General features: G+C 65.5%; 21 protein-coding genes and 2 tRNA genes. 4 read left to right on the top strand and 19 right to left on the bottom strand.

The genetic code is table 11. From position 1 onward, the window contains the following. Positions 1-44: 44 nt before the first annotated feature. Positions 45-3500 (bottom strand): Rne/Rng family ribonuclease, encoded by a 3456-nt coding sequence (locus ACV095_RS08770; protein ID WP_478223289.1) that lies wholly within the window; start codon positions 3498-3500, stop codon positions 45-47. A 438-nt stretch (positions 3501-3938) separates the two neighbouring features. On the opposite strand from ACV095_RS08770, the gene ACV095_RS08765 reads away from it, so the two are divergent. Then, positions 3939-4607 carry a vitamin K epoxide reductase family protein gene (locus ACV095_RS08765; RefSeq protein WP_018769465.1) on the top strand — a complete coding sequence of 223 codons (669 nt, stop codon included), beginning with the start codon at positions 3939-3941 and terminating at the stop codon, positions 4605-4607. Positions 4608-4670: 63 nt separating this feature from the next. Here ACV095_RS08765 and ndk read toward each other — a convergent pair whose 3' ends face one another. The 4 genes from ndk to ileS form a co-directional block, all read right to left on the bottom strand. Further along, on the bottom strand, positions 4671-5090 hold the full coding sequence (ndk, locus tag ACV095_RS08760) for a nucleoside-diphosphate kinase (RefSeq protein WP_018769466.1): 420 nt from the start codon (positions 5088-5090) through the stop codon (positions 4671-4673). Between the two features lie 65 nt (positions 5091-5155). After that, positions 5156-5617 (bottom strand): DUF4233 domain-containing protein, encoded by a 462-nt coding sequence (locus ACV095_RS08755; RefSeq protein ID WP_026265799.1) that lies wholly within the window; start codon positions 5615-5617, stop codon positions 5156-5158. Between the two features lie 2 nt (positions 5618-5619). Further along, positions 5620-6978, bottom strand: a complete 1359-nt coding sequence (locus tag ACV095_RS08750) for a bifunctional folylpolyglutamate synthase/dihydrofolate synthase (protein WP_056390666.1) — start codon at positions 6976-6978, stop codon at positions 5620-5622. A 3-nt stretch (positions 6979-6981) separates the two neighbouring features. Further along, positions 6982-10299: an isoleucine--tRNA ligase gene (gene ileS, locus ACV095_RS08745; RefSeq protein ID WP_134164657.1), complete on the bottom strand. Its 3318-nt coding sequence runs from the start codon at positions 10297-10299 to the stop codon at positions 6982-6984. 454 nt (positions 10300-10753) lie between these two features. Here ileS and ACV095_RS08740 point away from each other — a divergent pair, with 454 nt between their 5' ends. Then, positions 10754-11779 (top strand): endonuclease/exonuclease/phosphatase family protein, encoded by a 1026-nt coding sequence (locus tag ACV095_RS08740; RefSeq protein ID WP_478223288.1) that lies wholly within the window; start codon positions 10754-10756, stop codon positions 11777-11779. A 45-nt stretch (positions 11780-11824) separates the two neighbouring features. Here the strand turns inward: ACV095_RS08740 and ACV095_RS08735 are convergent, their stop codons facing one another. Both ACV095_RS08735 and ACV095_RS08730 read right to left on the bottom strand, forming a co-directional pair. Further along, the gene (locus ACV095_RS08735; protein ID WP_026265800.1) at positions 11825-12583 is read right to left on the bottom strand and encodes an SDR family oxidoreductase; all 759 of its coding nucleotides are present in this window, start codon (positions 12581-12583) and stop codon (positions 11825-11827) included. Positions 12584-12601: 18 nt separating this feature from the next. Then, a complete protein-coding gene (locus ACV095_RS08730; RefSeq protein ID WP_134164655.1) occupies positions 12602-12982 on the bottom strand; it encodes a DUF488 domain-containing protein in 381 nt (126 codons plus the stop codon). A gap of 72 nt (positions 12983-13054) precedes the next feature. Here ACV095_RS08730 and valS point away from each other — a divergent pair, with 72 nt between their 5' ends. Then, positions 13055-15676, top strand: coding sequence for a valine--tRNA ligase (gene valS, locus ACV095_RS08725; protein ID WP_478223287.1), 2622 nt, complete (start codon positions 13055-13057; stop codon positions 15674-15676). Between the two features lie 360 nt (positions 15677-16036). Here the strand turns inward: valS and ACV095_RS08720 are convergent, their stop codons facing one another. The 6 genes from ACV095_RS08720 to ACV095_RS08695 form a co-directional block, all read right to left on the bottom strand. Next, entirely contained in the window at positions 16037-16651 is a 615-nt protein-coding gene (locus ACV095_RS08720; protein WP_200953161.1) for a mycothiol-dependent nitroreductase Rv2466c family protein, read from the bottom strand. A gap of 13 nt (positions 16652-16664) precedes the next feature. After that, a complete protein-coding gene (clpX, locus tag ACV095_RS08715) occupies positions 16665-17945 on the bottom strand; it encodes an ATP-dependent Clp protease ATP-binding subunit ClpX (protein WP_018769475.1) in 1281 nt (426 codons plus the stop codon). A gap of 177 nt (positions 17946-18122) precedes the next feature. After that, positions 18123-18782, bottom strand: coding sequence for an ATP-dependent Clp protease proteolytic subunit (locus tag ACV095_RS08710; RefSeq protein WP_018769476.1), 660 nt, complete (start codon positions 18780-18782; stop codon positions 18123-18125). Between the two features lie 36 nt (positions 18783-18818). Then, a complete protein-coding gene (locus ACV095_RS08705; protein WP_018769477.1) occupies positions 18819-19442 on the bottom strand; it encodes an ATP-dependent Clp protease proteolytic subunit in 624 nt (207 codons plus the stop codon). 233 nt (positions 19443-19675) lie between these two features. Continuing rightward, the gene (tig, locus tag ACV095_RS08700; protein WP_134164653.1) at positions 19676-21070 is read right to left on the bottom strand and encodes a trigger factor; all 1395 of its coding nucleotides are present in this window, start codon (positions 21068-21070) and stop codon (positions 19676-19678) included. A 79-nt stretch (positions 21071-21149) separates the two neighbouring features. Then, positions 21150-21224, bottom strand: a tRNA-Pro gene (locus ACV095_RS08695). 131 nt (positions 21225-21355) lie between these two features. Here ACV095_RS08695 and ACV095_RS08690 point away from each other — a divergent pair. Continuing rightward, positions 21356-21429: transfer RNA gene (locus ACV095_RS08690), tRNA-Gly, on the top strand. A 153-nt stretch (positions 21430-21582) separates the two neighbouring features. On the opposite strand, the gene ACV095_RS08685 is transcribed toward ACV095_RS08690, so the two are convergent. From ACV095_RS08685 to ACV095_RS08660, 6 genes are all read right to left on the bottom strand, one after another. Further along, positions 21583-22437, bottom strand: coding sequence for an IS3 family transposase (locus ACV095_RS08685; protein ID WP_056388138.1), 855 nt, complete (start codon positions 22435-22437; stop codon positions 21583-21585). Further along, a complete protein-coding gene (locus tag ACV095_RS08680; RefSeq protein ID WP_018772270.1) occupies positions 22434-22760 on the bottom strand; it encodes a helix-turn-helix domain-containing protein in 327 nt (108 codons plus the stop codon). Before ACV095_RS08680 ends, ACV095_RS08685 begins: the two co-directional genes overlap by 4 nt. Positions 22761-23465: 705 nt before the next feature. Continuing rightward, a complete protein-coding gene (locus tag ACV095_RS08675) occupies positions 23466-24266 on the bottom strand; it encodes an IS3 family transposase (RefSeq protein WP_263422050.1) in 801 nt (266 codons plus the stop codon). 50 nt (positions 24267-24316) lie between these two features. Further along, complete coding sequence (locus tag ACV095_RS08670; RefSeq protein WP_478222907.1) at positions 24317-24787, bottom strand: helix-turn-helix domain-containing protein; 471 nt, start codon at positions 24785-24787, stop codon at positions 24317-24319. Positions 24788-24895: 108 nt separating this feature from the next. After that, entirely contained in the window at positions 24896-25855 is a 960-nt protein-coding gene (locus ACV095_RS08665) for an Fpg/Nei family DNA glycosylase (protein WP_478223286.1), read from the bottom strand. After that, positions 25855-26349, bottom strand: a complete 495-nt coding sequence (locus ACV095_RS08660; protein ID WP_018769480.1) for a ribose-5-phosphate isomerase — start codon at positions 26347-26349, stop codon at positions 25855-25857. The genes ACV095_RS08665 and ACV095_RS08660 overlap by 1 nt, the downstream gene beginning before the upstream one ends. Positions 26350-26378: the final 29 nt, after the last annotated feature.

Below are 26378 nucleotides of genomic sequence, written 5' to 3'. Positions count from 1 at the left end.
GCACGACGGGGACTTCCTGGGTGGCGCGTTAACTGCGCCTTGGCTTAGAGCTCCGAGGCGGGGACGCCGACGCCGAGGATGATCGGTTCCCCTGCCGGCTTGCCGGGCTCCGCCGCAGCGGGCTGTGCGTTGGCGGTATCCGGAACCTTGGCTGCGTGCGAGTGCCCCGCGCCTGTCGCCTGGACGTTCTCGTGGTGCTGGACAGCGGTTTCATTTGCGGCACCTTGGGCCCGGCTGGCAGCGCGGTGGCGCCGCGGCCTGCGTTGCCGGGACTGCTCCAGCGTGTGGTCGGAGTAGTCCTTTTCCGCCGGAGCTTCCACGGCGGCACGCGCCTCCGCTCCCCCGCCGGGCTGCTGTTCGGGCACCGACTGTTCGGGCGCTGACTGTTCGGCCGGCTTCACCGTGTCTGCGGCCTTGGCGGGCGCGTTCTCCACGGGGGAAGCCGGCTGGCCGAGGTGGGCGAAGGCTTCCGCGAGCCGGTCCAGCGTGAGGGCGGGCCTGGGATGCTGGTCCTCAGCGTGCTCCACGAAGGGAAGCGGGACTTCCTCGCCGCCGAAGGTCAGGACAGCTGCGGGGCGTGCCGGGCCATCGGCGTCGTGCTTCTCTTCAACAGGGGCCTGCGCCGGCTCGGCGGACGGTGCCTGCCGGGTGGCTGCCACCTCATCGTCATGCAGGTGGGCCGCATGGGCGGCAGCCGCGATGTTCGCCAGGGCAAGCCGGGTGGCCTCTGCCTTGGCGTGCCGCTCTGCGTCTGTGGGGTCCGGAAGGACGGTGTGGACGTGGACAGCAGGCGCCGGGGCAGCCTCGGGCTGCTGGCCGCCGCGTCCCCGCCGCCGTTTGCGCTCGGGACGGACTCCGGGCTGGCCGCCATCGGCCCGCTGCCCTTCGGGGCGGTGGGCTTCCCCGCGGGCTTCGGGGCGGCTGTCGGCGCGCTGGACGTGGTGCTCGGCCGCCACAATGTTGGCGCGGCGGTGCTCCACGGGATCGTCGTGCGTCACTACGCCCCGGCCGGCGCAGGCCTCACACTGCTCGCCGAAGACTTCCAGCAGGCCCGTCCCCATGCGCTTGCGGGTCATCTGGACCAGGCCCAGCGACGTGACCTCGGCAACCTGGTGCTTGGTCCGGTCGCGGCCCAGGCATTCCACCAGGCGGCGCAGGACCAGGTCGCGGTTGGATTCGAGCACCATGTCGATGAAGTCGATCACGATGATGCCGCCGATGTCGCGCAGCCGCAGCTGGCGCACCACTTCCTCGGCGGCTTCCAGGTTGTTCTTTGTGACGGTTTCCTCGAGGTTGCCGCCGCTGCCGGTGAACTTGCCGGTGTTGACGTCCACCACGGTCATGGCCTCGGTGCGGTCGATGACCAGGGAGCCGCCGGAGGGCAGGAAGACCTTCCGCTCAAGGGCCTTGTGGATCTGCTCGTCGATGCGCCAGGCGGAGAAGATGTCCTGGTCCTTGGTCCACTTCTCGAGGCGGCCCACCAGGTCCGGCGCCACGTACGTGACGTAGGCCTCGATGGTGTCCCAGGCCTCCTCACCGGAGACGATCAGTTTGGAGAAGTCCTCGTTGAAGACGTCCCGGACCACCTTGATGGTCAGGTCCGGTTCACCGTACAGCAGCTCCGGGGCCAGGATCTTGGTGGACTGGGACTGGCTTTCGATGCCTTCCCACTGGGCGCGCAGGCGGTTGATGTCGTGCGTCAGTTCCTCTTCCGAGGCACCTTCCGCGGCGGTCCGGACGATGACGCCGGCGTGCTCGGGCAGGCGGTCCTTGAGGATGCGCTTGAGGCGGTTGCGTTCGACGTCGGGCAGCTTGCGGGAGATGCCGGTCATGGAGCCGCCGGGCACGTAGACCAGGTAGCGGCCGGGAAGGGAGATCTGGCTGGTCAGCCGGGCGCCCTTGTGGCCGACGGGATCCTTGGTCACCTGGACCAGGACGGTGTCGCCGGATTTGAGCGCGTTCTCGATGCGGCGCTGCTTGCCTTCGAGGTTGACGGCTTCCCAGTTGACCTCACCGGCGTACAGCACGGCGTTGCGGCCACGCCCGATGTCCACGAACGCAGCTTCCATTGACGGCAGCACGTTCTGGACCTTGCCCAGGTAGACGTTGCCGATGAGCGAGTCCTGCTGGGTCTTGGACACGAAATGCTCGGCCAGGACACCGTCTTCAAGGACGGCGATCTGGATTCTGTCGTCGCGCTGGCGGACGATCATCTGCCGGTCCACGGATTCGCGGCGGGCCAGGAACTCGGCCTCGGTGATGACGGTGCGGCGGCGGCCGGTGTCGCGGGATTCGCGGCGGCGCTGCTTCTTGGCCTCAAGGCGGGTGGAGCCCTTGACGCTGGTGACCCGGTTGTTGACCGGCGCTTCACTGACCGCGCGCGGGGCACGGACCCTCGTCACCGTGTTGGGCGGGTCGTCGCCTTCCCCGCCGGTCAGCTCCAGGTCCTGGTCACCGCGGCGGCGGCGACGGCGGCGGCGGGACGTCACGCCGTCCTCGGCTTGTGTGGCGCTGTCCTCCTCGGCCTCGTCCTCGGCGTCAGCCTCGGCGCTGCCACCCTCGATGTCCTCGTCCGCCTTGTCGCCGACGCGGCTGCGGCCCCTGCGGCCGCGGCTGCGGCGCCGGCGGCGGCTGGAGGAATCGTCGCCGTCGTCGGTTTCTTCCTCTTCAGGTTCCTCGACGGCGGGTGCTGCGGGACGGACCACGGTGCTGAGGTCCGGGGCCTGGAAGAGCACGGATGTGGGCGATGCAGGCTCCAGGAAGAGGGAACCAAAGGGGCTGGCGGCCGCGGCGGGGGCGGTCTGTTCCTTGACCGCAGCGTGCTCTTCCTTGGCCACAGCGGGGGTTTCCCGGGCAGGCCCGGGGGTTCCGGCAGCCTCGGCGGCCGCGACGGGTTCCTGGGGCTGCTCCTGCGCAGGAGCTGCTTCCTGGGCGGCAGCTTCCTCCCGGGCCGGTTCCTGTGCCGGGGCTTCCGGGATTGCTGGTTCTGCAGCGACGGCGTCCGCTGCCGCGGCTTCCGCCGCGGGCGGGGCAGCCGGGGACGCGGCCTTGCGGGTGGCTACCCGACGGCGGCGAACAGGTTTGGTTTCGGCGTCCGCCGTGGCAGCAGGTGCTGCGGCAGCGTCTTCACCGGCCACGGCCGGTGCCGGGGCATCAACGGACGCAGCATCGACGGACACAGCATCAACAGGCGCAGTGCCGGCGGCAGCGGTTGCCTCTGCGTCATCAGCGAAGGCGGGCAGGGGTTCGGGGGCGTCCGCTTTCCTGCGGGCGCGGGTGCGGCGGGCCGGGGCCTTGGTCGCCGCGGCGGCTTCCGCCGACGGCGAGTCGCCGCTTACTTCAGGGGCGGCTGCCTCCGGCGCCGTGGCCGCTGCATCCGTCACGGCTTCTTCGGTCTTGGGAGCCGTTTTCCGGCGGGTACGTACAGCCCTCTTGGGTGCAGCAGCAGCCTCGGCAGCCGGTGCATCATCGTTAACGGCCAGTTCCTGATCATTGTCCATATGTGGCAACACTCCTGCCCCTGACGTACCGCCACATCCGGCACCCATTGGGGCACATATTGTCAAAACCCGCAGGCGTTGACAGAAGTCACGTGGATACTCCCAGGTTCGCACCGTCATTGGGGTGCGGCAGCCCGTGGGAGCCGGTGGATGTTCTGAAAACCCGTTGTTCTGCGTGCCACAACCAGGTGCCGCCCAATGGAGTGGCGGGAGTGCCGGAAGAATCCGAAGCCTGCCCTGCCCATCATTGGCGGTCTTGGGAACATACCACCGGACCGGAGTCCGAATGTGGATCGGCTTCCAGCCACGTTCATTCTCTCATACCCGCGCCGGATCGCCGCGGAGGCAGGCACTTCCGTTCCCATTCCTGTGTGGCGGCACCAGCCGCCGGCGTTACAATCAGGCTCAGGAGCACCGGACGAAAAGGACGCCACACCCATGCCCAGCATCTCCCCCGTCAGCGCCCATGAAACGGAAAGGGCCACGGATCCGCAGGCCACTGCGGCCGCAGGCGTTCCGCGGATGGCCCGGAACCGGCCCTTCGGCTGGCTGCTGGTCATCACCGGAATCGTGGGCTGGCTTGCCTCCGGAACCCTGGTCCTGGAAAAGCTCGAAGTCCTCAAGGACCCCAACCACACCACCGTCTGCGACGTGAACCCCTGGATCTCCTGCGGCCAGGTCATGCAGACGTGGCAGAGTTCGCTGTTCGGTTTCCCCAACATGTTCATCGGTATCGTCGCGTTCGCCATCACCATAACCGTGGGCATGGCGTTGCTGTCCGGTGCCACGTTCGCGCGGTGGTACTGGATGGGGCTTCAGGTGGGCGTCACGCTCGGCTTCGCCTTCGTGGTGTGGCTGTGGTCCCAGGCCCTGTATTCGATCCACATCCTGTGCCCGTTCTGTATGATCGTCTGGGCGGCCATGATTCCGCTCTTTGTGTGGACCACCATCAGGAACATCACGGCCGGAGTGATCCCAATGCCCGCGGGGGCGGCCCGCGTGCTGGGTGATTCCGGCTGGATCATCACGGCACTGCTGTACGTGGCCGTCGTCGCCACCATCTTCTTCGCGTTCATCCAGGTCTTTGCGGGCACGTCAGGCTTCTGAGCTGCGGACGGCAAAAGGCCCCTGGTTCCGAAGAACCAGGGGCCTTTTGCTGTCCTTGGACTGTCAGCCCTGGAACCAGATCTTGATCTCGCGCTCGGCGGAGTCGGTTGAGTCGGAGCCGTGCACCAGGTTCTGCTGGACCTTCAGGCCCCAGTCCCGGCCGAAGTCGCCGCGAATGGTGCCCGGGGCCGCGGTCGTGGGGTCCGTGGTGCCGGCCAGTGACCGGAACCCTTCAATGACGCGGTGGCCTTCGAAGATGGCCGCCACCACGGGTCCGCTGAGCATGAACTCCACCAGCGGCTCGTAGAACGGCTTGCCTACGTGCTCCTCGTAATGCTGCTCCAGCAGCTCACGGGTGGCGTCGACCTTTTTCAGCTCAACAAGGCTGTAGCCCTTGGCTTCAATGCGGGCCAGGATGGCGCCGGTCAGGTTACGGGCGACGCCGTCGGGCTTGATCAGGACGAGGGTGCGCTCTGTAGTCACAACTGCTCCAATGCGTTCGTGGGGTTTCGGGATAAGTCTACGGGGACTGGCTTACGGGGACTGGTTTACGGGGACTGGGGCTGGGCGGGACCGGCCCCGTCCGGGTGGGCGGCTTCCCATTCGGCCTGTTCGCGTGCCCGCTGCGCAGCCTCGCGGTCCAGCCGGATGCCGGTGCGGATTCCGTACCACCAGGCCGCGGCGAAAAGCCCACCCACCAGGAACATGGCCGGCTCGAAGATGCCTGTGAGGATCAGGACCAGCTGCAGGATCCAGCCCAGGCCGATGCCCCAGGGCCTGTTGAGGACCGCGCAGGCGAAGATCATGACCACGCTGAGTGCGATCCCCACGCCGAGGATCAGTGCCGGCGGAAACTCCCCGCGGCGCAGGCCAAACACCACCAGGGTGGCGAAGAACATGACGAACGCTTCCAGGAGCAGCACCGTGGAAGCGAACATCACCTTGGTGGAGCGGCGCTTCTTGGGCATGCCGGGACGCCACTCGCGCTGGGCCTTGGTCAATCTGGCCACGCTTACGCCTCCGTTTTTCCGAGCAGGATCCGCGCCTCTGCCACCAGGGTGATGGAGCCGGTGACCAGCACGCCGCCGGAAAGGTCGTCATTGGCTTCGGCCCGTTCCACGGCCCATTCGAGTGCGTCGTCCAGCTTTTCGGCGATGTGGACGTTGTCCTCGCCAAATCCCAGGTCGATCGCCAGCTCCGCCAGCTCGGCGGCCGGAACCGCCCGGGGAGAGTTGGACTGGGTGAAGCAGTACTCCACTGCCATGTCGCCCAGCGACTCCCTGATTTCGCGCAGGATCTCCTCCGCGTCCTTCTCCTTGAGCACGCCCACCACCGGAACCAGCCTGGTGAAGGTGAATGCTTCCCGCAGGGCGGCGGCGGAGGCCTTGATGCCGTCGGGGTTGTGGGCGGCGTCCACGATGATGGTGGGTGCGGTCCGCACCACCTCAAGGCGGCCGGGGGACGTGACGGCCGCGAAGCCTTCCTGCAGCACGTCGAGGTCGAGTTCCTTTTCACCGCCGAAGAACGCCTCCAAGGCGGCCACCGCGACGGCAGCGTTCTGTGCTTGGTGGGCGCCGTGCAGTGGCAGCATGAGGTCCGGGTAGCGGCCGGCGATGCCCTGGATAGTCAACACCTGCCCGCCAACAGCCACCGTCCGTGACTCGACACCGAACTCAACGCCCTCGAAGCGGAACGGTACGCCCACCGCCTTGGCCTTCTCCAGCAGCACCTGGGCCGCATCGAGGGGCTGGGCCGCGCTGATGAGGTAGCCGCCGGGCTTGATGATGCCGGCCTTTTCGCGGGCGATGTCCTCCGTGGTGTCGCCCAGGAGGTCGGTATGGTCCAGCGAAATCGGCGTCACCACCGAGACCTGGCCGTCGCCGACGTTGGTGGCATCGGTAATGCCGCCCAAACCCACCTCGATGATGGCCACGTTGACCGGCTGGTCAGCGAAGATGGCGAAGCCCAGGATGGTGAGGCACTCGAAGTACGTCAGTCTCGGCTCCCCCTCGGCTTCGAGTTCCGAGTCCACAATCTGCAGGTAGGGCCTGATTTCGTCCCAGATCCTGACAAACGTCTCGTCGGATACCGGATGGCCGTCGATGCTGATCCGCTCGGTGACCTTGGACAGGTGCGGGCTGGTGTAGCGTCCGGTGCTCAGGCCGTGGGCGCGGAGCACGGACTCGATCATCCTGGATGTGGACGTCTTGCCGTTGGTTCCGGTCACATGGATGATCGGGAACGCCTTGTTGGGCTCGCCCAGCACGTCCATCGCACGGAACAGCGGAGCCAGCCGCGGCTCCATCTTGTTTTCCGGCGCCCGTCCCAGCAGTTCGGCGTACACGCTTTCCACGGAAAATTCGTCGCTCATGTCCTAGGCCTCCACTTTTTCAACCGCAACGGCGGGTTCGGACACGGTGCCCGGCTCTGCCACCAGGTCCACCGTCAGTGTCTCGCCCTTGACCAGTTCGGCGTTGGCCAGCAGGGCATCAACGACGTTCCCGGGAGCGGTGACGGTGGTACGGATGCGGTCGCTCACGTTGAGCCCGGCGTCCTTGCGGGCCTGCTGGATTGCCCGCACCATGTCGCGTGCCAGCCCTTCGGCTTCAAGCTCCGGCGTGACTTCCGTGTTCAGCACGACGAAGCCGCCGCCGGGCAGCACGGCCACAGCCGCGGCAGCACCGCCGGACCCGGCAACCACTGTCTCAAGCGTGTACTCCTGGGGTTCCAGCTGCAGCCCGCCGGCGGTGACCACACCGGCGTCGTCCACCGACCAGTCCCCTGACTTGGACCCCTTGATGGCAACCTGGACGTTCTTGCCCAGGCGCGGCCCGGCAGCGCGGGCGTTGACCACCAGCTTCTGCTGGATCCCGAACTCCTCCGGGGAGGCGGTGGCGGCGTCCAGCAGGCGAACGGAACGGAGGTTCAGTTCATCGGCGACGACGGCGGCGAAACCCTGCAGGGCGTCCGCTCCGGGTGCCACAACCGTCAGCTCCTGCAGCGGCAGGCGGACACGCAGGTTGGCTGCCTTGCGGAGCGAGGAACCGGTGGAGCAGATCTGCTGGATCCGGTCCATGGTTTCCACCAGGGAGGGATTGGCGGGGAAGAGGTCCGCGTCCGGCCAGTCGGCCAGGTGCACGGACCGGCCGCCGGTCAGGCCGCGCCAGATTTCCTCGGAAACCAGCGGCAGCAGCGACGCGGCGGCACGGGTGACGGTCTCCAGGGCAGTGAACAGCGCATCGAAGGCGTCCTGGTCCTCGTCGAAGAACCGCTGGCGGCTGCGGCGGACGTACCAGTTGGTGAGCATGTCCAGGTAGCTGCGCAGCGAGTCGCAGGCGCCGGAGATGTCGTAGGTGTCCAGCTGTGCCGTCATGCTGCGGACGAGGTCGCCCGTGTTGGCCAGCAGGTACTGGTCCAGGGTGTCCCGGTAGCCCTCGTAGCGCAGTTTGGCATCGTAACCGGCGCCACCGTTCGCGGCGTTCGTGTACAGGGTGAAGAAGCTGTACACGTTCCAGAGCGGCAGGATCACCTGGCGGACGCCGTCCCGGATGCCCTGCTCGGTGACGATCAGGTTGCCGCCCCGGAGGATGGGGCTGGACATGAGGAACCAGCGCATGGCGTCGGACCCGTCGCGGTCCAGGACCTCGGAGACGTCCGGGTAGTTGCGCAGGCTCTTGGACATTTTCTGGCCGTCGGATCCAAGCACAATGCCATGGCTGATGACGTTGCGGAACGCCGGCCGGTCAAACAGTGCGGTGGACAGGATGTGCAGCATATAGAACCAGCCGCGGGTCTGGCCGATGTACTCCACGATGAAATCCGCGGGGTTGTGCGTGTTGAACCAGGCTTCGTTTTCGAACGGGTAGTGCACCTGTCCGTAGGGCATGGAGCCGGAGTCGAACCAGACGTCCAGGACGTCCTCGACGCGGCGCATCACGGACTGGCCCTCTTCGGGGGTGCGGGGATCGTCCGGGTTGGGCCTGGTGAGCTCGTCGATGAACGGCCGGTGGAGGTCCACCTCGCCGTCCTTGTTCAGGGGCAGCCGGCCGAAGTCCGCCTCGATCTCGGCCAGGGAACCGTAGACGTCGGTGCGCGGGTATTCGGGATCCGTTGACTGCCACACGGGGATGGGGCTGCCCCAGAAGCGGTTCCGGCTGATGGACCAGTCGCGGGCGTTCTCCAACCATTTGCCGAACTGGCCATCCTTGACGTTCCCCGGGATCCAGTTGATCTCCTGGTTCAGTTCGGACATCCGGTCCTTGAACTTGGTGACCTCCACGTACCAGGAGGACACCGCACGGTAGATCAGCGGGTTGCGGCAGCGCCAGCAGTGCGGGTAGCTGTGCTCGTAGCTGGCCTGCCGGACCAGCCTGCCCTGGGCGCGGAGCACTTGGGTGATGGGCTTGTTGGCCTCGAAGACCTGCAGGCCCGCGATGTCGTGGAGGTCGCCGTGCTTGAACAACGGCAGGAATTTGGCACCCTCGTCCACGGAGAGCACCACGGGAATGCCAGCCTCCTCGCAGACTTTCTGGTCGTCTTCACCGTAGGCGGGCGCCTGGTGCACCACGCCGGTTCCGTCGGTGGTGGTGACGTAGTCAGCCACTACGAACCGCCAGGCGTTCTCCATGCCGTACTTTTCGTTGTCGGCAAAGTCGTCCCAGAGCCGCTGGTATGCCAGGCCTTCCAGTTCGGCGCCGGAGTGGGTGGACACCACGGCGGCTTCCGCGTCCTCGAAGCTGTCGTAGCCGAGGTCCTTGGCGTAGGCGCCCAGGAGGTCCGCCGCGAGCAGGAAGCTGCCCGTGACCGGGGCGTCGGCCGAGGCGGCCTTGATGCCGTTGGGACCGGCGGGCAGCACGGCGTACGTGATGGAAGGCCCGACGGCGAGCGCGGCGTTGGTGGGCAGCGTCCAGGGGGTGGTGGTCCAGGCGAGCGCCTGCACGCCGGCAAGTTCCTTGGACAGTTCCGAATTCCCCGCAAGGATGGGGAAGGTGACGGTGACGGTCTGGTCCTGGCGGTTCTTGTAGACGTCGTCGTCCATGCGCAGCTCATGGTTGGACAGCGGGGTTTCGTCTTTCCAACAGTACGGCAGCACCCGGTAGCCGTTGTACGTCAGGCCCTTGTCATGCAGCTGCTTGAACGCCCAGAGGACCGACTCCATGTACTCGACATTGAGTGTCTTATAGTCGTTGTCGAAGTCCACCCACCGGGCCTGCCGGGTGACGTAGCTGCGCCACTCATCGGCGTACTTCATGACGGACGCGCGGCAGGCGTCGTTGAACTTGTCGATGCCCATGGCCTCGATCTGGGTCTTGTCCGTCATCCCCAGCTGTTTCATGGCCTCCAGCTCGGCGGGCAGGCCGTGGGTGTCCCAACCGAAACGGCGTTCCACGCGCTTGCCGCGCTGGGTCTGGTAGCGGCCAACCAGGTCCTTGGCGTAGCCGGTGAGGAGGTGGCCGTAGTGGGGCAGGCCGTTGGCGAACGGCGGGCCGTCGTAGAACACGAATTCGTTGCTGCCCGGCTCCCCGCCGGGGACGTCGGCGCTGCGCTGGTCAATGCTGGCCTGGAAGGTGCCGTCCTGGTCCCAGTACTTCAGGATGCGCTCTTCGATCTCCGGGAACTTCACGGAGGCGGAAACGCCGGCGCTGCCTTTGGAGGAGGTGCTGGAGGCTGAGGCCTTGGGGTAAAACGTCATGTTCGACATCCTGGGTTGAGCGTGGTGAGCCCCCGGCACGGCCGGAGGTTCCGTTCAGGATGCGAGGACGGCTGCCGTGCCGTCCCGAAGACTGCACGCCCACCGCGGTACCACCTCACTTACCGGCGCCGCGTGGTTCCCAAAGGAACACCCGCCGCCCCGGCCGCTTCATTACTGCTGTGACGGGCTTACCCGTCCGGTTCTACTGACGCGGGCCCGCCTTGCGGGGCGCGGCCTGCGTGTTCTTCCGGAAGCTCACCGGTGATTGCCGGGTCATAGCCACTGCAGAGTCTACTATCGCCGCGGCATCCAGTGCCATTCCGGGCGCAACGCGGTTCCGGCGGGCAGTGCCGTTCCGCCGGGGTGTGCCGTTCGGGGCGGGCCGGGCCATTTCCGGGCGGTCTTCTCCGTCCGGGGGCTGCCGCCGTCACCGTGCATTGCCTAGACTCGCGTCATGACGGCTTCCGGGCGCCCCGCGGGATGGAGGCGTACGGCCACGGCGTGCAGGTGGCTGTTCATCCCTGCTGCCCTGCCGGTGGCGGCGGTCTCCGCCGTCCGCGCGGTGCCTGCCGACTGGCCGGTACTCGGTGTCCAGCTGGTGGCATTCACGCCCTGGCTCGCCGTTCCCGCCGCCGCAGCGCTGCTCATGGCCTTCGCTGGACGGAGCCGGTGGCAGCAGGTCCTGGCCACGGCACTGGCGGCCTGCCAGGTGTTCTGGCTTTTCCCGCTCGATATCCGCGCACCGGCCGCCGGGGCAACCGCCGGGGCAGCGGCCGGGGCTTCCGGCACGTCGGTCTCCCTGGTTGCCATGAGCATCAACACGGAACTGGGCGGGGCTGATGCCGGCAGCATCGTGGCCCTGGTCCGTGATTTGCATGTAGACCTGTTGGCGGTTGAGGAGTACACACCCGAAATGGCGCGAAAGCTGATGGCGGCCGGACTCGACGACCTGCTCCCCCACCGGGTTGCCCAGGCCCGTGACCGCGCCGCAGGCTCCGCCATCTACTCCTCCTACAACCTGACAGCCACCGGCGTCCTCCCGGACACGCGGTTCGCCATGCCCGTGGCACGCCTTGACCTCGGCAGCGGTGCCGGCCTGCGTGTGGTGGCAGTCCACGCCCTGGCGCCAGTGGGAAAAGGCCTCAGTCAATGGCGCAGCGACCTGGCTGCCGTGGCCAGGGCTGCCGACGGATCCGGTCCCCTGCTGCTGGCGGGAGACTTCAACGCGACCTACGACCACCGGGAATTCCGGGACCTGTTGGCCGGAACGGGCGGCAACCTGCCCCTGGTGGACGTGGCTGCCGCCGTGGGCAGCAGGCTGGTGCCCACGTGGCCCATGCGCGGCTTCCGGCTGCCGGGGATTGCCCTGGACCATCTGGTGACCAGCCCGGACATCAGAGCATCGGATTACTCGGTCCACCGGGTTGGCGGGACGGACCATGCCGCCGTGGCAGCCACCCTGACCGCCGGGGTCTCCTAGTGTTCCTGACCGGTCCAGCCACGGGATGGGCAGACCCCGCCCGGCTCAGCCCTTCCTGACCAGCTTGTGGGTGGCTGCCTGCGCCACCGGCCGGATGACGATCTGGTCCAGGTTGACGTGGTGCGGAACCGTGACGGCATAGCGGACCACGTCGGCCACGTCCTCTGCGGTCAGCGGCTTCTCAACCCCCCGGTAGACCTTGTCCGCCGCCTGCGCGTCCCCCAGGCGGTTGAGCGCGAATTCCTCGGTCTGCACCAGGCCCGGCGCCACCTCGATGACGCGGACGTTGTTCTCCACCTCTTCAAGCCGGAGCGCGTTGGTCATGGCGTGCTGGGCGAACTTCGCGGCGTTATAGCCGCCGCCGCCCTCGTACGCGTCCAGTCCCGCAGTGGAGGTGAGGTTCAGCACGGTACCTTCGCCGTTGGCGCGCAGCATGGGCAGGAAGGCGCGGGTGAGCTTCATGGTGCCCAGGACGTTGACCCGGTACATCCACTCCCAGTCCTCCGTGCTGGCATCTCCTACCCTGTCGGCGCCGCGGGCGCCGCCGGCAATGTTGATGAGCGTATCGATGCCGCCCGAGTCGGTGACCTGCGCGAGGAGCCGGGACACGTCGTCGTCCTCTGCAATGTCAGCAGGAATCGCCACGGCGCCTGTCCCGCTTTCCAGGGCGGCCAGGCGTTCGGCGCGGCGTGCCACGGCGAAGACCGTCCACCCGTCGGCGCGCAGCGCGCGCACAGTGGCCTCCCCGATTCCGCTGCTTGCTCCGGTCACCAGTGCCGCTTTTTTCTGCATGTCCTTCGTCATGGCACCACCCTAACGGGATCAGCCGGCAGGACGTCCCCGGAGGTAATCAAGCAGGACAAGGGCGTGGTTTGCCTCCGTGTTGCGGGCAGCGTAGAGCAGGGTGATCCTTGGGTGGCCGGCGGCCAGTTCCAGCAGCGTCTCCACCGCCGGATTGGAATCCAGTTCCACCCGGTAGCGTTCGCTGAACTCCGCGAACCGTCCGGGGCGGTGGTTGAAGTCCTTGCGCAGCCCGGTGGACGGGGCCACGTCCTTGAGCCACACATCGATGGCCGCGTTGTCCCTTGACATCCCGCGCGGCCAGAGACGGTCCACCAGCACCCGGCAGCCGTCGTCGTCCGCCGGTGGATCGTAGATGCGCTTGATGCCAAAGGTGCCCCGCTGTTGGACCATACGCCGCATGCTACCCGCCTTCGCATGCGGCCGGGCGGGACCGGTTGGGTGGGATGGAAGCGGGCATGAAAGAATTGCCCAATGGCTGAAGACACGCAGGGTACAGACACGCCCACCACCGCCCCCATCAACGTTCCGGACAAGCCGGCCCTCGAAGGCCTCGAAGCAGCGCTCACCCAGCGCTGGCTGGCCGAGGGAACCTACAAGTTCAACCGCGACACCACCCGGGAGCAGGTCTACTCGATCGACACTCCCCCGCCCACGGCGTCGGGATCCCTGCATGTGGGCCACATGTTCTCCTTCACCCAGACCGACGTGCAGGCGCGCTACATGCGCATGACCGGCAGGAACGTCTTCTACCCCATGGGCTGGGATGACAACGGCCTCCCCACGGAGCGCCGTGTCCAGAACTACTACGGTGTCCGCTGCGATCCCGCCATCCCCTACAACGCCGACTATCGGCCGCCCGTCCAGCCTGCCAAGAACCAGCGCGATTTCGACGTCGTCTCCCGGCAGAACTTCATCGAACTGTGCGAGGAACTGGCTGTCGAGGACGAGAAGGTCTTCGAAAACCTGTTCCAGACCCTGGGCCTGTCCGTCGACTGGGACCTGACGTACCGCACCATCGACGACACCTCCCGCGCCGTGTCCCAGCGCGCCTTCCTTGCCAACCTGGCCGCCGGCGACGCGTACATGGCCGAAGCACCCACACTGTGGGACGTCACCTTCCGCACGGCGGTTGCGCAGGCCGAACTGGAGGACCGTGAGGTTCCGGGCGCCTACTACCGGTACCCCTTCTTCACCGAAGACGGCGACAAGGTCTTCATCGAGACCACGCGTCCGGAACTGCTGGCTGCCTGTGCCGCGCTGGTGGCAAACCCCGACGACGAGCGGTACCAGCCGCTGTTCGGCAAGACCGTGAAGTCCCCGCTGTTCGACGTTGAACTCGAGGTCAAGGCCCACCCGCTGGCCAAAGCGGACAAGGGCTCCGGCATCGCCATGGTCTGCACCTTCGGTGACCTGACCGACGTCACCTGGTGGCGGGAACTGCAGCTGCCCACTCGCGCCATCATGGGCCGAGACGGCCGCATCATTGCCGAGACCCCCGACTGGATCACCAGTGAGGCCGGCAGGGAAGCGTACGCCGCGATCGCCGGCAAGACGGCCTTCTCCGCCAAGGAAGCCGTGGTGGAACTGCTCAAGGAAGCGGACCTGCTGGACGGTGAGCCCAAGAAGATCACCCACCCGGTCAACTTCTTCGAGAAGGGCGACAAACCCCTGGAAGTGGTCACGTCCCGCCAGTGGTACATCCGCAATGGCGGCCGCGACGAGGACCGCCGCGAACGCCTGATCGGCCGCGGCAAGGAGATCGACTTCCACCCGTCCTTCATGCGCTCCCGCTACGAGAACTGGATCGCCGGCCTGAACGGTGACTGGCTGGTCTCCCGCCAGCGGTTCTTCGGCGTGCCCATCCCCGTCTGGTACCCGCTCGACGCCCAGGGCAACCCGGAGTACGACAACCCCATCCTGCCCTCCGACGAACTGCTGCCCGTTGACCCCGCGGCTGACGCCGCCCCCGGCTTCGACGAGGCGCAGCGCGACCAGCCCAACGGCTTCACGGGCGATGCCGACGTCCTGGACACGTGGGCCACCTCCTCGCTGACCCCGCAGATCGTTGGCGGCTGGAGCCGCGACGAGGCCCTGTTTGCCAAGGTCTACCCGTTCGACCTCCGCCCCCAGGGGCACGACATCATCCGGACCTGGCTCTTCTCGTCGGTGGTCCGCGCCGATGCCCTCCAGAACTGCGCGCCGTGGAAGCACGCTGCCATCTCCGGCTGGATCCTGGACCCGGACCGCAAGAAGATGTCCAAGTCCAAAGGCAACGTGGTGGTCCCCACCGACGTGCTGAACGAGTACGGCTCGGACGCGGTCCGCTACTGGGCTGCCTCCGCACGCCTTGGCGCCGACACCGCCTATGAGATTGCCCAGATGAAGATCGGCCGCCGCCTGGCCATCAAGCTCCTCAATGCCTCCAAGTTCGTGCTGAACCTCGGTGCCACCGAGAACTCGGTGCTGGCCGGCGATCTCTCCGTCCTTTCGAACCCCCTGGACCGTGCCCTGCTGGCCCAACTGGCCGACGTCGTCACCCAGTCCACCAAGGCGTTCGACAACTACGACTACGCCCGCGCCCTGCAGCTCACGGAGACATTCTTCTGGCAGTTCACGGATGACTACGTGGAGCTGATCAAGGACCGCGCCTATGGAGCGGCAGGCGAAGCCGAGCAGGCATCAGTGCTGGCAGCCCTGGCCACCACCCTGGACACCCTGCTGCGCCTCTTCGCCCCGTTCCTGCCCTTCGCCACCGAGGAAGTCTGGAGCTGGTGGCGCAACGGATCGGTGCACCGGGCGGCGTGGCCGGCCGCGCTGGAGATCCCCGGCGGAGACACCACCATGCTGGCAACCGTGGGCGTGGCCCTCAGCGGTGTCCGCAAGGCCAAGTCCGAGGCAAAGGTCAAGCAGCGCACCGAGGTCCTCTCCGCGACGATCACCGCTCCGGAGGCACTGACGGCGCAACTGCAGGCTGGCCTGGCCGACCTGAAGGCGGCGTCCAACGCCCGGCAGATCACGTTGGTGGCGGGCGACGGAGACCTTGCCGTCACGGACGTTGCCCTCGCCGCCAGCGACGAACCCGCCAAGGCCTGACAGCCGGTCTCATCCGAACGGGCCCGTTTCCGGGCAAAGGGGAAGCCCCATCAGCGTTTTGCCGTTGGTGGGGCTTCGACTTTTCGGCCATCTTGTGACGTTATTTCGATGGTCTGGCAGGATCCTCCGAAACTCCAGGTCTTACTACACCGTCACTGGTAGCTTGCACTCAACTTTGCCGATGGCTGCGTCAAATTACATATCACTGGATCTTTGGTTCCTGCGTCCCGCCTCTTTCGAAGTGGGTAAGAACCATTGTTCTCCTGCCCCAAGGCATGCACAAGGGCCCCGCAGGAACTACACGCTGGTAGTTTCTGCGGGGCCCTTGGCGCGGCCAGCCAATGGCAGGCGGCCCGGCGCTTAGTTGAATTCCGGGCTCTCCGTGCGGCTGCGCTTGAGCTCGAAGAAATGCGGATAGGCGGCGATGGTGGTGGTGGCGTCCCAGATCCTGCCGGCTTCTTCGCCGCGGGGGATGCGGGTCAGGACCGGTCCGAAGAACGCCGTTCCGTTGAAAGCGACCACGGGCGTTCCCACGTCCTGGCCCACGAGTGAGATGCCTTCTTCGTGGCTGGCCCGGAGCTGCCGGTCATAGGCGTCGGTGGTGGCGGCATCGGCCAGGGAGGCGGGCAGGCCACACTCGGCGAGGGCTTTGGTGATGACCTGTGCGCGGTCCTTTTCCCCCTGGTTGTGGATCAGCGTGCCCATGGCGTCGTAAAGCGGCTTGATGACCTGCGGGCCGTGCCCTTCGCGGGCCGCAATGATCACGCGCACCATGCCCCAGGCGTTGTCCATGGACTCCCGGTAAGCGGGCTCCAGGTCGCGTCCCTCATTCAGGACGGCGAGGCTCATGACGTGCCATTCGGTCTCGATGTCCCGGACGGCCTCCACCTCGCCGAGCCAGCGGCTGGTGACCCATGCGAACGGGCAGAGGGGGTCGAACCAGAAGTCGGCTTTGTTCTTGGCAGGTACAGTCACAGGGTCCTCTCGGTCAGGCAGACTTACGGCGCTTGGCCACGTGCGGAATCATGGTGGGTTCGGCCCCGCGCAGGACCACGTCCTCGGTGATCACCACGCTGGCGACGTCCTCGCGGCTCGGGAGATCGAACATCACGGGAAGCAGGACTTCCTCCAGGATGGCGCGAAGACCGCGTGCACCGGTGCCACGCTCCAGTGCCTGGTCGGCGATGGCTTCCAGGGCGGGCTCGTCAAACACCAGCTCCACGCCGTCGATCTGGAACATCTTCTGGTACTGCTTCACCAGGGCGTTCTTGGGGGTGGACAGGATCTGGATCAGGGCGTCACGGTCAAGGTTGGACACCGTGGTGATCACCGGAAGGCGGCCAATGAACTCCGGGATCAGGCCGAACTTCAGCAGGTCCTCCGGCATGACTTCGCCGTAGGAGTCCACCTTCTTGCTGGCGTCGTTCAGTGGGGCGCCGAAGCCGATGCCCTTGCGGCCGGAGCGGGAACCGATAATCTCCTCCAGGCCGGCGAAGGCGCCGGCCACGATGAACAGGACATTGGTGGTGTCGATCTGGATGAACTCCTGGTGCGGGTGCTTCCGTCCGCCCTGGGGCGGGACAGAGGCAACGGTGCCTTCCAGGATCTTCAGCAGGGCCTGCTGCACGCCCTCACCGGATACGTCACGGGTGATGGAGGGGTTTTCGCTCTTGCGGGAGATTTTGTCGATCTCGTCGATGTAGATGATGCCCTGTTCGGCCTTCTTGACGTCATAGTCTGCGGCCTGGATGAGTTTGAGGAGGATGTTCTCCACGTCTTCACCCACATAGCCGGCCTCGGTCAGGGCGGTGGCGTCCGCGACGGCGAACGGGACGTTCAGGCGCCGGGCGAGGGTCTGGGCCAGGTAGGTCTTGCCGCAGCCGGTGGGGCCGATGAGGAGGATGTTCGACTTGGCGATTTCGACGTCGTCGTGATGCCCGCCGTCCCCCAGGCTTCCGGACTTGGGCGCGTGGCCCGCCTGGATGCGTTTGTAGTGGTTGTAGACCGCGACGGCGAGGGAACGCTTTGCGGGCTCCTGGCCGATGACGTATTCCTGCAGGAAGTCGAAGATTTCGCGCGGCTTGGGCAGTTCAAAGCTGCCGAGGTCTGCCACCTCCGCGAGCTCCTCTTCGATGATTTCGTTGCACAACTCGATGCACTCATCACAGATGTAGACACCGGGCCCGGCAATGAGCTTGCGCACCTGCTTCTGGCTCTTTCCGCAGAAAGAGCACTTCAGCAGATCCGTGCTCTCGCCAATCCGAGCCATATGTGAACCCCTTAGTATCCTGCTGCCAGGCAGCCCTGCACCGTTGCTGAAATCTTCGGCCGGCCCGCGGGGGCCGGTTTGTGACAACATCCACTCTAGGTCACATTCGCCCCCAAGGGTGGAAAGAAAAGGCCGGTGCGGCCAAATGAAGCTGGGCCGCACCGGCTTTCCGTACTGCTACCTCGTGATTGCCTGGGGCTTGATCTTGCGTGAGTCAAGCACCTGGTCGATCAGGCCGTATGCCTGCGCCTCTTCGGCGGTGAGGATCTTGTCGCGCTCGATGTCGTTGTTGACCTGCTCCGACGTGCGGCCGGAGTGGTGGGCCAGCGTGTCTTCGAGCCAGGAGCGCATGCGCATGACCTCGGCCGCCTGGATCTCCAGGTCGGAAGCCTGGCCGCCCTGGCCGCCGGACAGGGCCGGCTGGTGGATCAGGACGCGGGCGTTGGGCAGTGCCAGCCGCTTGCCGGGGGTACCGGCAGCCAACAGGACAGCAGCCGCGCTGGCGGCCTGGCCCAGGCAGACCGTCTGGATCTCGGGACGGATGTACTGCATGGTGTCGTAGATGGCCGTCATGGCCGTGAACGAGCCGCCCGGGGAGTTGATGTAGAGGGTGATGTCGCGGTCCGGGTCGGTGGACTCAAGGACCAGCAGCTGGGCCATGATGTCGTCGGCGGAGGCGTCGTCAACCTGCACGCCGAGGAAGATGATGCGGTCCTCGAACAGCTTGGTGTAGGGGTCCTGGCGCTTGAAGCCGTAGGGCGTGCGCTCCTCGAACTGCGGCAGGACGTAGCGGCTGGACGGAAGATTGCCGGCGGACCACCCGAAGTTGTAGTTCATTGTTTTTGCTCCTGATCGAAGTGTTCTGGTTGCCGGTTAGTTCTGGGAGGCTGATTCGCCGGAGGCCCCGTTGGACGTTCCGCCGCCGCCGGATACCGAACCGGCGTGCGCGGCGATCTTGTCGAAGAAACCGTACTCGAGGGCCTCTTTAGCCGTGAACCACTTGTCACGGTCGTTGTCCTTGAGGATGGTCTCAACGGTCTGGCCGGTCTGCTCGGCCGTCAGTTCCGCCATGACCTTCTTCATGTGCAGGATGAGCTCGGCCTGGATCTTGATGTCCGAGGCCGTGCCGCCGATGCCGCCGGAGGGCTGGTGCATCAGGACGCGGGCGTTGGGCGTGGCGTACCGCTTGCCCTTGGTGCCCGAGGAGAGCAGGAACTGTCCCATGGACGCGGCCAGGCCGGTGGCGACGGTCACGACGTCATTGGGGATGAACTGCATGGTGTCGTAGATGGCCATGCCTGCGGTGACGGAGCCGCCGGGCGAGTTGATGTAGAGGTAGATGTCCTTTTCCGGGTTCTCGGCCGAGAGCAGGAGCAGCTGCGAGCAGATCGCGTTGGCGTTGTCATCACGCACCTCCGAGCCCAGCCAGATGATCCGCTCCTTGAGAAGGCGGTTGTAAATGTAGTTGTCCTGGGCTGCAGGATCGACGGTCGCCATCCGGGGGGCCTCTGAGTGCTGTGACATGTTTACTTACCTCTCACTGGTGACGGTGACATCACTGAAAATCACTACTTGGACACTAACCGGTTTCCCCGGCGTTTTGTTCGCGCACTGACGGCTGTTCGCTGACGGCGCACGATCGCCGAACCGGCGCTGCGGGGTTTCGGGTCCAACGCGAACGGCCCCCGGATCGGAAGGATCCAGGGGCCGTTGCTGCAGGTTGTTAAGGACTAGGCCTTGGCGTCTGCCGTGGCGTCCTCGGCGTCGACAACCTCCGCCTCGGCGGCTTCGGTTGCGTCAGCGCCGGCTGCCTCTGCAGCGGGGGCTTCCTCGCCGCCGGGGCGGACGAAGTCGCTGAGGTCAACGGTGTTGCCCTCGGTGTCGGTCACGGTGGCCTGGCCAAGGACGACAGCCAGTGCTTTGCGGCGGCGGACCTCGGAGACCATCATGGGGACCTGGCCGCTCTGGTCGATGATCTGGGCGAACTGGTTGGGATCCATGCCGTACTGGCTGGCGGTGGTGACGATGTAGTCGATCAGCTCGTTCTGGCTGACGTTGACTTCTTCCTTTTCCGCGATGGCGTCAAGGATGATCTCGTTCTGGAAGGCGCGGGCCGTGTTGGCGCGGACCTCTTCGCGGTGCTCCTCGGTGTCGTGCTCGCCTTCGCCGTGGCCGTTGCCCTCCTGGAAGTGGGCTTCGAGCTGCTCCTCGACCACCGAGTCAGGAACAGGAACCTCGACCATTTCGACGAGCTTGTCCAGGACCTTGTCGCGGGCTTCGACGCCCTGCTCAACGATCTTGGAGTCGGCAGCCTGCTTGGCCAGGTCTTCGCGGAGTTCGGCAAGGGTGTCGAATTCGGAGGCGAGCTGGGCGAAGTCGTCGTTCGCTTCCGGCAGTTCGCGTTCCTTGACGGCCTTCACCACAACCTTGACCTGGGCGGCTTCGCCGGCGTGGTCGCCGCCCACCAGGGTGGTGTCGAAGATGGCGTCCTCGTCAGCGCTGAGGCCGGTCACGGCCTCGTCCATGCCCTCAAGCATGGTGCCGGCGCCCACCTGGTAGGACAGGCCGGCGGCGGAGTCGACTTCCTCGCCGTCGATCGTGGCGGTGATGTCGATGGTGAGGAAGTCACCGTCGGCAGCCGGGCGGTCCACGGACTTCAGGGTGCCGAAGCGGCCGCGCAGTTCGTCCAGCGCCTTGTCCACATCAGCTTCGGAGGATTCCGCAGCCGCAACCTGGACCTCGATGCCGGAGTAGTCCGGGAGTTCGATCTCGGGGCGGACGTCAACCTCAGCGGCGAACTTCAGGCCGCCGTCGGTCGCGGAGGGATCGGGCACCTCGGTGATTTCCACCTCGGGACGGCTCAGGGGGCGGATGCCGGACTCCTGCACGGCAGCCTGGTACCAGCCGTTGAGGCCGTCGTTGATGGCCGTCTCCAGGACGTAGCCGCGGCCGACGCGCTGGTCGATGAGCTTGGCAGGAACCTTGCCCTTGCGGAACCCAGGAACCTGGATCTGGGACGCAACGGTCTTGTAGGCCGAGTCGATGCTGGGCTTCAGTTCCTCAAAGGGGACCTCAACATTGAGCTTGACCCGCGTGGGGGTGAGGTTCTCGACAGCGCTCTTCACGGTCTAAGTACTCCTGGGTTGTGGGATGGGTTTCTGCAAACGCAATGGATGTCCAGGCCTGACGGTCCTGGCCGCAGAGTCGGGGTGACAGGATTTGAACCTGCGACTTCCTGCTCCCAAAGCAGGCGCTCTAGCCAAGCTGAGCTACACCCCGTAAGTGCACAGGCAAGTCTACGGTGATACGCGTCGCGATTGCACATTTGACACGTAGGCCATGGATTAGGTTTAGTTGTATCCGGCTTGAACAGCCAGCCCGGAGTTTCCGCGAAAAACGGATCTTCCTTCGGGGACGTAGCTTAATGGTAAAGCCTCAGTCTTCCAAACTGATTACGCGGGTTCGATTCCCGTCGTCCCCTCCACAACACGAAGAAGGCCCCTCTCCTGAACTGGTCCCCGAAAGTTGGACTCGCAAATGCGATGTATCCACCTTAGCGGCCAGCGATCGGCTCTTCGCAGAAGTCCCCGTCCCATTTTGAACTGCTCCCCGGAAGTTGGACTGACTAAATAAGAGCCTAAGCCGCGAGGGTCTGGGTCCGGTATTGCACCGGGCTCAGGCCCTTGAGCTTTGTCGAGATTCTTTCGGTGTTGTACCAGCGGATGTATTCGTGCAGTGCCCCTGCCAAGGCGTCGGTGCTGAGGTATCGCACGTGGTGAAAGAGCTCTTCCTTAAGGTGGCCGAAGAAGTTTTCCATCACGGCGTTGTCGTAGCAGTTGCCCTTGCGTGACATCGACTGGCTCGCGCCGGCTTCCTGTAAGAGTTTTCGCCACGAGACGTGCTGGTACTGGAAGCCCTGGTCCGAATGCACGAGTGGCTGCTGGTTATCCTCAAGGCAGGCAAGGGCCTGGCGCAGCGAATTATTGGTGAGCTCCAGATTCGGAGACGGGCTGATCGAGTAGGAGATGATCTGCCGGTCGAAAAGATCCATAACCGGCGAAAGGTAGAGCTTACGGTCGCCGACGCTGAACTCCGTCACATCCGTTACCCACTTCCGGTTCGGGGCATCAGCCTCGAACTCCCGGTTCAACACGTTCGGAGCAACCCGGCCCTGCCCGCCCTGGTAGGAGTTATAACGCTTCTTCCGCCGGACCTTGCACACCAGATTCAGGGACCGCATGAGCTTCAGAACGGTCTTTTTCGCGACCGTCCACCCTTGCTTGACCATCTCGGTGTGGACCCGCCGGTGCCCGTACCGGCCATGGTTCTTCTCGAAAATTTCCCTGACAGCGGCCTTGATGGACTCCTGCGGATCAGGGCCTTGGATGCGTGCCTGATGATAGAAGAACGTCGATCTGGCAAGAGATGCTGCCTGCAGCAGGACCGGAAGCGGGAAGTCAGCCTTGAGAGCGATGAGGGCTTGGACCTTCACCGTCGTTCCTGCGCCCTCAAGGCCCGCAATTTTCCCAGGTAAGCCACTTCCGCCCGCAACCGTTCGTTCTCCCGCCGTAACCGCTCCAGTTCCGATACCTCGGCCGGCTGCGGGGCATCAGGTGCCTTAGGCCTGCCCTTGGACTTGGGACGTAATGCGTCCGGGCCCTCGCGGCGATACGCCCGGGCCCACGTCTTCAGTAGCGTGGGCGAGGACAAACCCACCTCCGCCGCGAGATCCGGGGCAGTCTCACCGGCGATAAACCGTTCAACCAGCGCGAGCTTGAATTCGAACGAGTACACCTGTTTCGTCGGCTTGGCCACCAGCGCTCCTCGACCATGGATCTTCCACCGCCGATAGAGAACCCTTATCGGCGGGCGGGACACCCCTAGCAACGTCGCCGCCGCACTATCCGCGATGCCCTTCTCAAACCACGCTACAGCGGCCTCACGCTGAACCTCAGACAACGAACTACGTGCATGCATAAAACTGCTCCCCGGAAGTCGGAACTGAATTTCTCAGTCCAACTTCCGGGGAGCAGTTCATTTGGGGCGGGGACTTCTGCGTGTTTGTACTACCTGCCAAGCGAAGGGGTACGAGAGCTGCACCTGGGTTTAGCCCGTTCATTGACCTTCATGCCGTATTCGTGGATCGTTTGGTCCATGAGCCGGGGGACGCGAATCGCTTTGTCTTTGATGGTTTCCGTGTTGGTGCTGGCGGGCATTTTTGCCGGCGTCCGGCTATGGAACGTCCATCAACAGACATCGGACTGGGTCCTGTCGCCCAAGGAAGTTCCGTCCAAAGTGCACTTTGCCGACCGCGAATATAACTGTGGTCCCAACCCACAGCCCGCCGAACACGATGTATCCGCCCTAACCTCTCAAGGCAGGACAGCCGGAGGGGGCGAGATATTTGCTCAGGAGCCTTCTGCCGAAGCCAGAGTGTTTATCGTCGTGCAGACAGGCAAGGGCGCGTTCGGCTGCGGTCTAATGGGGGGACCCTAGTCCAGCTGTGCTTCTAATTGGGACCTAAGCCGCAAGCATCTGAGCACGGTACTGTGCCGGGCTCAAGCCCTTGAGCTTGGTGGAAATTCTTTCGGTGTTGTACCAGCTGATGTATGCGTGCAGCGCTGATGCGAGTGCGTCGGTGTTGAGGAACCGGACGCGGTGGAAGAGCTCTTCCTTCAGGTGTCCGAAGAAGTTCTCCATGACGGCGTTGTCGTAGCAGTTGGCTTTGCGTGACATTGATTGGACGGCGCCGGCGTTCTCCAGGAGTGTGCGCCAGGAGTTGTGCTGATACTGGAACCCTTGGTCTGAGTGGACGAAGGGTTTCTCCCCGTTCTCCAGCGTGGCCAAGGCGCCGCGCAATGAGGAGTTGGTCAGTTCCAGGTTGGGCGAGGTCCCAATGGCGTAGGAGATGATCTGCCGGTCGAACAGGTCCATGATCGGTGAGAGGTAGAGTTTCCTGTCGCCGACGCTGAACTCGGTCACATCGGTAACCCACTTCTGGTCTGGGGCGTCCGCGTCGAACTGGCGTTTCAGCAGGTTCGGGGCCACGATGCCATGCTCGCCCTGGTAGGAGTTGTACCGCTTCCTGCTTCGGACCTTGCAGACCAGCCGGAGGGAACGCATCAGCTTCAGAACCGTCTTCTTGGCGACCGTCCATCCTTGCTTCAACAGTTCAATATGGATCCGGCGATGCCCGTACCGGCCGTGGTTCTTCGTAAAAATGTCAGTGACAGCGGCCTTCAGGGACGCCCGTGGATCGGGGCCATTGAGTTTGGCTTGGTGGTAGAAGAACGTGGACCGGGCTAACCCGGCCACGTCCAGCAGAACCTCTAATCGGTGCTCAGCCTTGAGAGCGATGACAGCGCGAACCTTTAGCGCTGTTCCCTGTCCCTCAAGGCGTTTACTTTTCCCAGGAAAGCAACCTCTGCACGAAGGCGTTCGTTCTCACGTCGCAGCCGCTGCAGCTCCGGTTCCTGCTGCGGCGGGGTATCTGGGTTCTTCCTTGGGCGGCCTTTAGGTTTCGGACGGAGGCCTTCCTCGCCCTGAGCCCGGTACCGCATCGCCCACACGGCTATCAGGTGTGGCGAGGATAGTTCGAGCTCTTTGGCCAGTGCGACCCTGGTCTCGCCGGAGATATATCGCTGCACGGCGTTGAGCTTGAGCTCGAATGAATACACGCGGTTGCCTGGTTTGGTCACAAGAGCAGTATCTCCACGAACGCGCCATCTGTCGTGCAACCGGAGGATCGGCTTCCGACCCACCCCGAGCCTGGTTGCTACAGCTCTGGAGCCCCACCCGATCTCAAACAGCGCCACCGCGGCCTCGCGCTGTTCCTCGGACAACGAACTTCTTCCATGCATAAAACTGCTCCCCGAAAGTCAGAACTGATTTCTCAGTCCAACTTTCGGGGAGCAGTTCATCCGGAGGGGCCTTCTTCGTGTTTCGCCTTCCTACTCCCCCGGTTGCTGGCAGTAAGGGCACCAGTAGAGGTTCCGCCCGGCCAGGTCGGCGATGAGCACGATGGTGCGGCAGACGCGGCAGGGCAGGCCGTGCCGCTTGTAGACGAAGTGGGCATCGTCGCGGCCGGGAAAGTGGGCGCTCCTGGGTGGCACCGGCGCGCCGGCCGCGGCGGCTTTGGCGGCGGTGGTGCCGTCAAGCGCCCAGTACTTCGGCGGCGTGGTGATGATCCGCCCGTCCGTCACGCCGTCGCCCATGACGGCCACGATGTCGCGCCACAGCTTGCGGGCATCGTTGTCCGGCAGGGCAGTGCCGGGCAGCCAGGGGTCCAGGCGGCGGCGGAACAGGACTTCCGCCCGGTAGACGTTCCCGACGCCGGCAATCACCTTCTGGTCCATGAGCAGGGCAGCCAGGGGCGTCTTCCGCGCCTGGACGTTGGCAGCAAAGCGCCCGGCATCGCCGCGGAAGTTCCGCAGTGGGTCAGGTCCCAGCCGTGCCAGCACGGCGCGGACTTCCGCCCCGGTGATGGTTTCGCAGGTGGTGGCACCCCGAAGGTCCGCCCAGCCATGGCTCCCGGCGAGCCGCACCCGCACGGCCCCGACGGGCGCCGGCGGACCGGCGTAAGGCGCGCCGCCGTCGTCGTCCCCGTCACCGAAGGCCTCCCGCTCCCCGACGCGCCGGGGGGCACCAATGCTGGAGGCGCCGGCGAAGGTGCGGTCCCCGCCGAAGCTCCAGGCCCCGTACAGTCCAAGGTGGACGTGCAGGACCAGGGCGTTGTCGAAGTGCAGGAACAGGTGTTTGCCGTGCGCCTCGGCGGCAAGCAGGGTATGCCCGTCCAGCAGCGCCGCACCCCCGCTGAACCTGCCCTGGGGACTGGAAACAGCCAGTGCCTCACCGGCGAAGACATCGCCGAACTGCCGGGCGAGCCTGCGGACGGAATGGCCCTCGGGCACTACTCGATGACCTCGCCTGTTGCCTCGTAGACCGCGATCTTTTCGATCCTGCGGACGTGGCGCTCATCATTGCTGAACGGCTCGGACAGGAACGCCTCGACCAGCGCGGTGGCTTCTTCGAACGTATGCTGCCGCCCGCCCAGGGCAACCACGTTGGCGTTGTTGTGCTCGCGGGCCAGGGTGGCGGTGGAAAGGTTCCATGCGAGGGCCGCGCGGATGCCCTTGACCTTGTTGGCGGCGATCTGCTCGCCGTTGCCGGAGCCGCCCAGCACGATGCCAAGGGCGTGGACGCCTGCCTGCTGGTCGGCAACGACGGCAAGGGCAGCGTTGATGCAGAAGGACGGGTAGTCGTCCTGGGCGTCGTAGACCTGGGGCCCGTGGTCCACCACCTCGTATCCCTTGCCGGTCAGGTGGGACACCAGGTGGGCGCTGAGCTCCATGCCTGCGTGGTCGGTGGCGATGTGGACCCGCGGGTAGGCAGGGGAAGTGGTCACGTGCAAAGTCCGTTCGGTTGTGGGGCTGG

This window comes from Arthrobacter sp. JDC6 (assembly GCF_056484025.1).
This window is presented reverse-complemented; position numbering and strand designations above follow the sequence as displayed.

Bases quoted from the DNA above. Each gene is read 5' to 3' on its own strand.
- valS (WP_478223287.1), top strand. From the start codon at position 13,055: ATGGCTGAAGACACGCAGGGTACAGACACGCCCACCACCGCCCCCATC.
- clpX (WP_018769475.1), bottom strand. From the start codon at position 17,945: ATGGCTCGGATTGGCGAGAGCACGGATCTGCTGAAGTGCTCTTTCTGC.
- ACV095_RS08740 (WP_478223288.1), top strand. From the start codon at position 10,754: ATGACGGCTTCCGGGCGCCCCGCGGGATGGAGGCGTACGGCCACGGCG.
- ACV095_RS08770 (WP_478223289.1), bottom strand. From the start codon at position 3,500: ATGGACAATGATCAGGAACTGGCCGTTAACGATGATGCACCGGCTGCC.
- ileS (WP_134164657.1), bottom strand. From the start codon at position 10,299: ATGACGTTTTACCCCAAGGCCTCAGCCTCCAGCACCTCCTCCAAAGGC.
- ACV095_RS08765 (WP_018769465.1), top strand. From the start codon at position 3,939: ATGCCCAGCATCTCCCCCGTCAGCGCCCATGAAACGGAAAGGGCCACG.
- ACV095_RS08750 (WP_056390666.1), bottom strand. From the start codon at position 6,978: ATGAGCGACGAATTTTCCGTGGAAAGCGTGTACGCCGAACTGCTGGGA.
- ACV095_RS08710 (WP_018769476.1), bottom strand. From the start codon at position 18,782: ATGAACTACAACTTCGGGTGGTCCGCCGGCAATCTTCCGTCCAGCCGC.
- ACV095_RS08705 (WP_018769477.1), bottom strand. From the start codon at position 19,442: ATGGCGACCGTCGATCCTGCAGCCCAGGACAACTACATTTACAACCGC.
- ACV095_RS08735 (WP_026265800.1), bottom strand. From the start codon at position 12,583: ATGACGAAGGACATGCAGAAAAAAGCGGCACTGGTGACCGGAGCAAGC.
- ACV095_RS08730 (WP_134164655.1), bottom strand. From the start codon at position 12,982: ATGCGGCGTATGGTCCAACAGCGGGGCACCTTTGGCATCAAGCGCATC.